Genomic DNA, 1456 nt, shown 5'->3' with positions numbered 1-1456 from the left:
GTCTTTCTGGTTATCGGGGATATCTGTTAAAACGATAAATTCTTCCTTTAAAATATTGTAATCGGTAAAAGATTGTTCCTTATTTAAAAGGCTATCGATCTCATTATCGTTTAAGTTTTTAATGATTTTGTTTTTCTTTTTGATTAAACGGTTGTCAAATTGGTTGTAAGCAAGTTTATCCAACGAAAATAGAATGATAGCCCCCAATACCAGAATAATGGCAATTTTGGTTACTGCATTGTATAAGGAAAACTTAACCTGTAACTTCATTTTATTTAATGGTTCATTGGTTCAATTGCCATTGGTTCATTGGTAGATCGACGCTTAACTTCTGACTTCCCGACTCTCTAGCAATTAATCCTATAGCCAATACTCCTTACGGTTTCAAACCAATCTGTTACACTCACTGCTGCAAGTTTTTTTCGCAGGTTTTTAACATGAACATCAACAAAGTTGGAATCAGAATTAACTTCTAAAATATCACCCCAAACGTGTTCAGTTAAACTCATTCTAGATACCACACGGTTTTTGTTCAACACTAAATAGTTAAATATTTCGAATTCCTTTTTGGTAAGGTTTAGTCTTTCATCACCAAATGAAACAGTCCTGTTCTGGATATTGAGCAAAAAATTATGAATGTTTACCTCATTTTTCTCCAACTTATGTTTTCTACGGGTAATGGCATGCATGCGCGCTAAAAGTTCATTTAGCGAAAATGGTTTTGGTAAATAATCGTCTGCGCCTTCATCAAGCCCCTTAATCCGGTCATCTACAGCACTACGGGCGGTTAAGATAATTACAGCATCATCACGATCTTTCATGGCCTTTAACTGTTTTAAAATTTCAAAACCATCACCATCTGGCAAACCTAAATCGAGTAAAATGAAATCATAATTGTTTACAAATATTTTTTCTTCCGCAGAAGATTTTTTCCAGGCATGCTCTACAATAAATCCTTCTTTGCTCAAGAATTCATCCATTTCAAGCGCCAGGCTTTTTTCATCTTCAACTATGAGTACGTTCATTTTAATTTAGTTAATGTTCTTTAGTCTTTCAGCTTTATGCTTTAGTCTCTAAAACTAAGTTAATATTTTTTAAGATGATCGCACAAGCTTCTTCAATTTCTTCTTTGGTAATAATTAAAGGAGGAGCAATGCGCATAGAATTGCTGCAATGTAAAAACCAGTCTGATAACACACCATCTAAAATGCAGGCATCAATGATTTTTTTATTGATCTCGAAATTTTCAAATTCAACCGCCAACATTAAACCTTTTCCCCTAATTTCTTTAATGGCAGGATGTTGAAGGAGCAGTTTAAACAATTGTCCTTTTTCTTCTACTTCTTCAACAATATGATCATCAACCAAGGTACGTAAGGTAGCCAACCCAGCAGCACAACAAACCGGATGACCACCAAAAGTAGTCATGTGACCCAAAATTGGGGTATGTGATAAT

General features: G+C 34.5%; 2 protein-coding genes and 1 pseudogene. All 3 read right to left on the bottom strand.

Features of this window, described 5'->3' with window-relative positions; genetic code table 11:
* Nucleotides 1-270: pseudogene (locus tag AC1DND_RS27740) on the bottom strand (sensor histidine kinase); the annotation flags it as partial.
* A gap of 77 nt (nucleotides 271-347) precedes the next feature.
* A complete protein-coding gene (locus AC1DND_RS27735) occupies nucleotides 348-1025 on the bottom strand; it encodes a response regulator transcription factor (RefSeq protein ID WP_215131276.1) in 678 nt (225 codons plus the stop codon).
* A gap of 34 nt (nucleotides 1026-1059) precedes the next feature.
* On the bottom strand, nucleotides 1060-1456 hold a 397-nt coding region (locus tag AC1DND_RS27730), incomplete at its 5' end, for an aminotransferase class III-fold pyridoxal phosphate-dependent enzyme (protein WP_477586059.1).

Source organism: Pedobacter sp. 01N416 (assembly GCF_056399685.1).
The sequence above is the reverse complement of the archived record's forward strand: the minus strand, read 5'-3'. Positions and strand labels throughout refer to the sequence as shown.